4 protein-coding genes and 1 pseudogene are annotated in these 5,790 nt (G+C 45.7%); 4 read left to right on the top strand and 1 reads right to left on the bottom strand.

Annotated elements, in window-relative coordinates; translation table 11 throughout:
- Positions 1-639 precede the first annotated feature (639 nt).
- The 4 genes and pseudogenes from AKL11_RS26820 to AKL11_RS19505 all read left to right on the top strand — a co-directional run bounded on the left by AKL11_RS26820 (position 640) and on the right by AKL11_RS19505 (position 4,973).
- A pseudogene (locus AKL11_RS26820) lies at positions 640-2,305 on the top strand (AMP-binding protein).
- 155 nt (positions 2,306-2,460) lie between these two features.
- The gene (locus AKL11_RS19515; RefSeq protein WP_067520822.1) at positions 2,461-3,045 is read left to right on the top strand and encodes a hypothetical protein; all 585 of its coding nucleotides are present in this window, start codon (positions 2,461-2,463) and stop codon (positions 3,043-3,045) included.
- Positions 3,046-3,111: 66 nt separating this feature from the next.
- Positions 3,112-3,534, top strand: a complete 423-nt coding sequence (locus AKL11_RS19510; RefSeq protein WP_067520819.1) for an MAPEG family protein — start codon at positions 3,112-3,114, stop codon at positions 3,532-3,534.
- 74 nt (positions 3,535-3,608) lie between these two features.
- Positions 3,609-4,973 (top strand): SPFH domain-containing protein, encoded by a 1,365-nt coding sequence (locus AKL11_RS19505; protein ID WP_067520817.1) that lies wholly within the window; start codon positions 3,609-3,611, stop codon positions 4,971-4,973.
- An 82-nt stretch (positions 4,974-5,055) separates the two neighbouring features.
- On the opposite strand, the gene AKL11_RS19500 is transcribed toward AKL11_RS19505, so the two are convergent.
- Positions 5,056-5,508 (bottom strand): ABA4-like family protein, encoded by a 453-nt coding sequence (locus AKL11_RS19500; RefSeq protein WP_067520812.1) that lies wholly within the window; start codon positions 5,506-5,508, stop codon positions 5,056-5,058.
- Positions 5,509-5,790 lie beyond the last annotated feature (282 nt).

Raw genomic sequence — 5,790 nt, 5'->3', positions numbered from 1 at the left:
CAAAAGAATAATTTTAGAACGACGGGCAATGCGTACAGAGCTTTTATTTGACGACGATAGACGTTTTAGTAGTTTTTGTTCCTGTTCACTCAGGCTTATCTTGGCTGCGACTCTCATAGATAGTATCCGTCCTTAGATGCTCTTACCTATAATGGCACAGCGAGATTATTTATGTTGTATTAAATGCAGCTCACTACACTAGAGTCTTTACTACTACACACCCCAGGGTCAGAATAGTTATATCGAATTGAGCCTCTATCTTCATAATGTCTTGTATTTACAATCGATGGTTCCATTGCATTTACCTCAGTACGGTTCTTTAATGCAAAAAGATAGACAGTAATTTCATGACATGTAACAGGAAATATTAAAAAAATGACACGGTATGAACGTCTAATCTGTATCCTTGCTCAGGCAAGAAGCAACATAATTTAAAATGTAATTACATGAGTTTCTCGGTAAAAAATTATTTCCCAATGATTAACTTTGTCGATCACATCAACTTTTTACATTGTGTAACAAAAACGACCAAGCGAATGCTTGGTTGTCAATCTTAATACTGATAACTTGATTAAAAAATGATGAACAAGCCTTATTGTTCAATCAGATCCCAGCAAAATAATAATAAAAGGGAAAACAATGTCAGAAGCATTTTTTCAGGATCGCTACCCGGAAGGGGTCACCAAAACCATCGAGGCCAGCCTCTACCAATCCGTCAATCAACTCTTTGAAGAAAGTTTCACAAAGTATGCGACAAGACCCGCCTTTACCTGCCTTAATAGAACATTAACTTACGGCGAACTGGATCAGCTAAGTGCACAATTCGCCACTTACCTGCAACAACACACCGATTTAAAACCCGGCGATCGCATTGCCATTCAATTACCCAATTTACTGCAGTACCCCATTGCTATGTTTGGTGCCATGCGCGCCGGTCTTGTTGTCGTCAATACCAACCCACTGTACACCGAACGGGAAATGGAGCATCAGTTTAATGATTCCGGCGCCAAAGCGTTGGTGGTTCTGGCAAACTTTAGTGAGCGCGTTGCCAATGTTTTGGAGAAAACCGGGATTAAACACGTCATCATTACTCAGGTGGGTGATGTGCACACCGGGCTCAAACGCCCGTTGATCAATTCCGTCATTAAGTATGTCAAGAAAGAAGTGCCCGCAGTCACTATTCCCGACGCTATTCTGTTTCGCAAAGCACTAACCCTAGGCAAAAACATTAACTACTCAACACCAAACGTCGCTGGTGATGATGTTGCTGTTTTACAATACACGGGGGGGTACAACAGGTGTCGCAAAAGGCGCCATGCTGACCCACGCCAGCCTCAGTGCCAACACGATGCAATGTTGCGTACTCTTCGATTCCATCCTCAATGACGATGGCGAAACCGCTATTGCCCCCTTGCCGCTTTATCATATTTACGCATTTATAGTGCACTTGCTGGCGCTGACGCGCTTTGGGGCCCACTCTATTCTCATTCCTAACCCACGAGACATCCCAGGATTTATTAAAACCTTAAAGCAACAGCCTTTTGAAATATTTGTCGGTCTGAACTCACTCTTTGTTGCTCTGTGTGCGGATGACGAATTCAAAGCCGTTGATTTCTCCAAGCTGAAAATAACCACATCCGCCGGTATGGCGTTAACCAAAGCAGCCACGGAAACCTGGATGGATATGACCGGCTGCTCTATGTCAGAAGCCTACGGCCTGACAGAAGCCTCTCCACTGGTGTCGTTTAATCCGCCTGGGCATGGCAAGCTGGGAACCATCGGGTTACCTGTGGCCAGTACCGATTGCAAAATAGTGGACGACAACGGTAATGAACTGCCTATCGGAGAAGGTGGCGAGTTATGGGTAAAAGGCCCACAAATAATGAAAGGCTACTGGCAACGTCCTGAAGCCACGGCCGAAACCATCACCGAAGACGGTTGGTTGAAAACCGGTGATATCGCTGCCATTCGCGAAGACGGCTATATGCGCATTGTTGACCGGAAAAAGGACATGATCATTGTTTCCGGCTTTAATGTTTACCCCATCGAAGTGGAAGATATTTTATCCTCTCATCCTGACGTGCTTGAAGCCGCCGTGGTGGGCGTAGCCGATGAAAAAAGCGGTGAAGTGGTTAAAGCCTATCTGGCCAGCAGTAATCAAGACTTAACTGCAGAAGCTCTTCGAGATTACTGTAAAAAAGAACTCACGGCCTACAAAGTGCCAAAGTACATCGAGTTTCGAGATGAACTACCAAAGAGTAACGTCGGTAAAATCCTGCGTCGTGAATTAAGAGAGGAAGCGTGATTACATTAAAATGAGTTAATCACTCAAAGAAAGCCTGCTTGCAGGCTTTCTCGCTTTATTAGAATTTCTCCCAGTCCAATAATTCACCAATTGTCAGCCCCCTATCTTTCAGGTCTAATTCTCCTGTCGTACAAATACACAACAAGAATAAGATAATGGAAGAAATTAGAATCCTGCAGGAAATCGCCAGTAATACCGCAACCGACAACTCAGTATGGGTTGCCGCTGTCTCCGCTGCCGCCGCCATTCTTGGTGCAACGGTTTCCGCAATCATCAGTTATCTGGTCACCGGCAGAACCATCAAGTCTCAGGAACGGCTGGAACACAAACGACTACGGGCATCCATTGTCACTAATGAACGGCTTCGCTGGCTGCAGGATATTCGCACCCGCCTGTCAGAATTGTACGTAAAACTGGATAGCCAATACACCTTGATCAAAAGGCCATTGGAGACCGCTTCCGCTCAGGAAATACAGGTTATGCTGGATGAGTACTCCGCTGAAATCATGCTGGAAACTCATATGATCACCTTGATGCTGAATGATAAGGATCAGGAGCAGATCGCCCTGAAATCCGAACTGCAAGCGGCCTTATCTTTTATGCAAGACTGTTTTCAACAAACCCGACAGGAGGAGCAGAGTTTCGATGATGGTCAATATGCCATCATTAAAGAAAGGATCATTAAGCTGGCAACATTGATCGGCTCGGAAACATGGTCACAGATCTCCAACCTTGAATAGATAAGAGTTGTCGCTTTATTATTCAGCAGACAATAACAATCAGAAATACTCTGGGAACTTAAAATAATGAGCGAACATGCCATTTTATTGCCTTCGTTGGCACACCTTTACTTGATCATACTCCTATTTGGTGTACTGCCGGTGCGCCGATATCGGGCGGTCAAAGAAAAAGCAGTGGATGCCAAACAGGCAGTGCTGGATAACCGAGCCTGGCCAAAGTCCGTCATTAAAGTCAGCAACAACATCACCAACCAATTTGAAGCACCTATCATTTTTCATATTGTTTGCTTAATGGCTTTTGCTCTGGATATGAATGGCATGATCCCGGTCGGGCTGGCGTTCGCATTTGTGATCTTCCGTTACCTGCATGCTTTTGTGCATATTACTTCTAACTACATCCCATATCGTTTTGCTTCATTTATCGCCTCTGTTTTCACCCTGCTGATACTGATGGTTCTCGTAACCATACAGCTCTTTAGCATCATGTAGTAACACAGGGAGCCTGCTTGCAACAACAAGGCTTCCTGTGTCTTTTAAAAATAGAAAAACCAGGATAATCAGTAATGGATTCCGGAAAACTCCCTTTCCTCAAATCGTCTCTTTCTATGAAAGCCATGGGTGGTGCAGTGCTTGCTCTACTCGTGGCCTATGTATTTTCTCAGTCTTTTTTTTACGCTGAGCCCGGCTATATCTATCACGTAAGAACCGTGACCGGAAACGAAGCTGTCGTCACCGAAATCGGTTATAAATTTTACCCCTTTGGTCGCTACAATGCCTGGAAACGAGCAATGACCGTTCAGGCTTCCTCGGCTTCCATCGGCAGTGATATCACCGCCGAGAAAGATCAGGACAGCGCCTCTGCCACACTTCCACCGCTGAGCATCATGTTCCTTGATCAAGTCGACGCCCACGCCGAAGCAACGGTTCGCTTTGCCATCCCATCCGATGAAGAAGCATTTCTAAAACTGGCTCATGAGTATCGCTCACCTGAAAATCTGCTGCGCACTGCCTTGCTGCCTGCCTTCAAAGAAACGCTGCAAGCCAATGCCTCATTAATGGCGGCTGAAGAATATTACGCCGGTGGTCGTACAGAGTTTAACTCTGAGTTTGAAAACCAAATGAGCACGGGCATTTATCTCGTCAAACGAAAAGAAATCACCGTCAAGTCCAACCGCTCTGCCATAGGCACGGCAAATGCTGCCTTCGGCACTGAACAGGAAGAATACGGCGAAGATGCTAAAACTGTATTTGTTGTCAAAAAAGTCTTAGACGAAACCGGTCAACCACTTCGCAAAAACCAGCGCTTTGGTGACTATGGCATCACGGTGGTTTCCGCGCTAGTGACCGACATGAAACCTAACGCTAAATTTATTGAACGGATGCAGCTGAAACAGAAAGCCTCTGCAGATCGCGCAATTGCTCGAGAGCAGCGTGTTCAGGAAGAAGAACAGCGGCTTCTGGCCATCGCCCGTGGTGAGCGGGAAGTGGCTCAGCGTCAGGCAAAAGCCAAAGTGGATCAGATTCAAAAAACCACAGAAGCGGAAACTGAAAAACAGCTGGCCATTACAAAAGCCGAGAAGTTAAAAGCAGAAGCAAAAATTCAGAAGGAAACGGCTGAAATCAACTTTGAAAAAGCGAAGATTGAAGCCCAAACCCAACGCACACTGGCCGAAGCGGAAGCCTATCAGAAACAAGTCATTCTTGAAGCGGATAATGCTCTTGCTCAAAAGCTGGACGCCGAAATCAAAATCCAGGAACTGTGGGCTGCAGCCTATGCCAAACGTCAGGTGCCAACTAACGTATTTGGCGGAGGTTCAGATGGTGCGCCTGTCGGTAATGACTATGAAACCAAAACCTTCATGCAGATGCTGACACTGGATGCCGCAAAGCGCTTAAGTTATCAGCGTGATTTAGCTGCAACCAAGTAACTCGAATCCCAAGCCCCACTGCAATGTACAGTGGGGTTGCAGATAAATAGTTAGGTACGCCCTCTCAACTCTTTGCACTTTTTTACAGGCCGAAGAACGCTGGCAACTCCCCTTTAATAATCAGCAGTAAAGCAACATAAGTAATAAAGCCTGCTGGCCCATACATCAATGTCAATAGAAGACAGGGGATGACAATCCAATGGCTGACACCTTGCCTGACCGCATCCAAAGTAATAAATAAACCCACCAGCAAATCGAAAGCAAGGTAGTGAACCCAGCCAGAAAGTACAGCCCGCGGTGAACGAAAGAGCTTCATGACTCCAGCCAGAGACCAGAAATCCCCAGACATTTTCTCACCGGGCTCATCCAGATGGCCACCCAAAAAAACAGCATAGGCATACAAAATACTGAGCACGCCCACCACACCAAAAATCAAAGCTGACGTGTAATGCCAGGTGGGTAGAAACACGAGACAAAACCAGCCAAGAAGAGTGACTCGGGACGCTCCGGTGAACAGTTGAGACAGTCGTATCATTATTATTTTCCTGACTTATATTTCGACTAAACAGCCTTCGCTTAGCATGACTAAACCAAAACTCACTTGAAACCATCGGTTTTATTTTGGTTTTGGCTTAACCGGTTTTCTGAGCACCTCTTCCTCCTCGTCAAGAGACGTCTTGGTATGGAGTCTGTCGGCTAACTCGACTGGTTTTTGGTTAATCTGCACGCAGAAGGCTTTGACATTCTTCACCAGTTAATCTTGGGTGCTATGACAATAATGATAAGTTACCTCCTCTCTCAACCAACGCCAAAGAGC

Origin of the sequence: Endozoicomonas ascidiicola, from assembly GCF_001646945.1 — a bacterium.
In the GTDB taxonomy this organism is placed as follows: Bacteria; Pseudomonadota; Gammaproteobacteria; order Pseudomonadales; family Endozoicomonadaceae; genus Endozoicomonas; species Endozoicomonas ascidiicola.
This window is presented reverse-complemented; position numbering and strand designations above follow the sequence as displayed.

Bases quoted from the DNA above. Each gene is read 5' to 3' on its own strand.
- AKL11_RS19515 (WP_067520822.1), top strand. From the start codon at position 2,461: ATGGAAGAAATTAGAATCCTGCAGGAAATCGCCAGTAATACCGCAACC.
- AKL11_RS19510 (WP_067520819.1), top strand. From the start codon at position 3,112: ATGAGCGAACATGCCATTTTATTGCCTTCGTTGGCACACCTTTACTTG.
- AKL11_RS19505 (WP_067520817.1), top strand. From the start codon at position 3,609: ATGGATTCCGGAAAACTCCCTTTCCTCAAATCGTCTCTTTCTATGAAA.
- AKL11_RS19500 (WP_067520812.1), bottom strand. From the start codon at position 5,508: ATGATACGACTGTCTCAACTGTTCACCGGAGCGTCCCGAGTCACTCTT.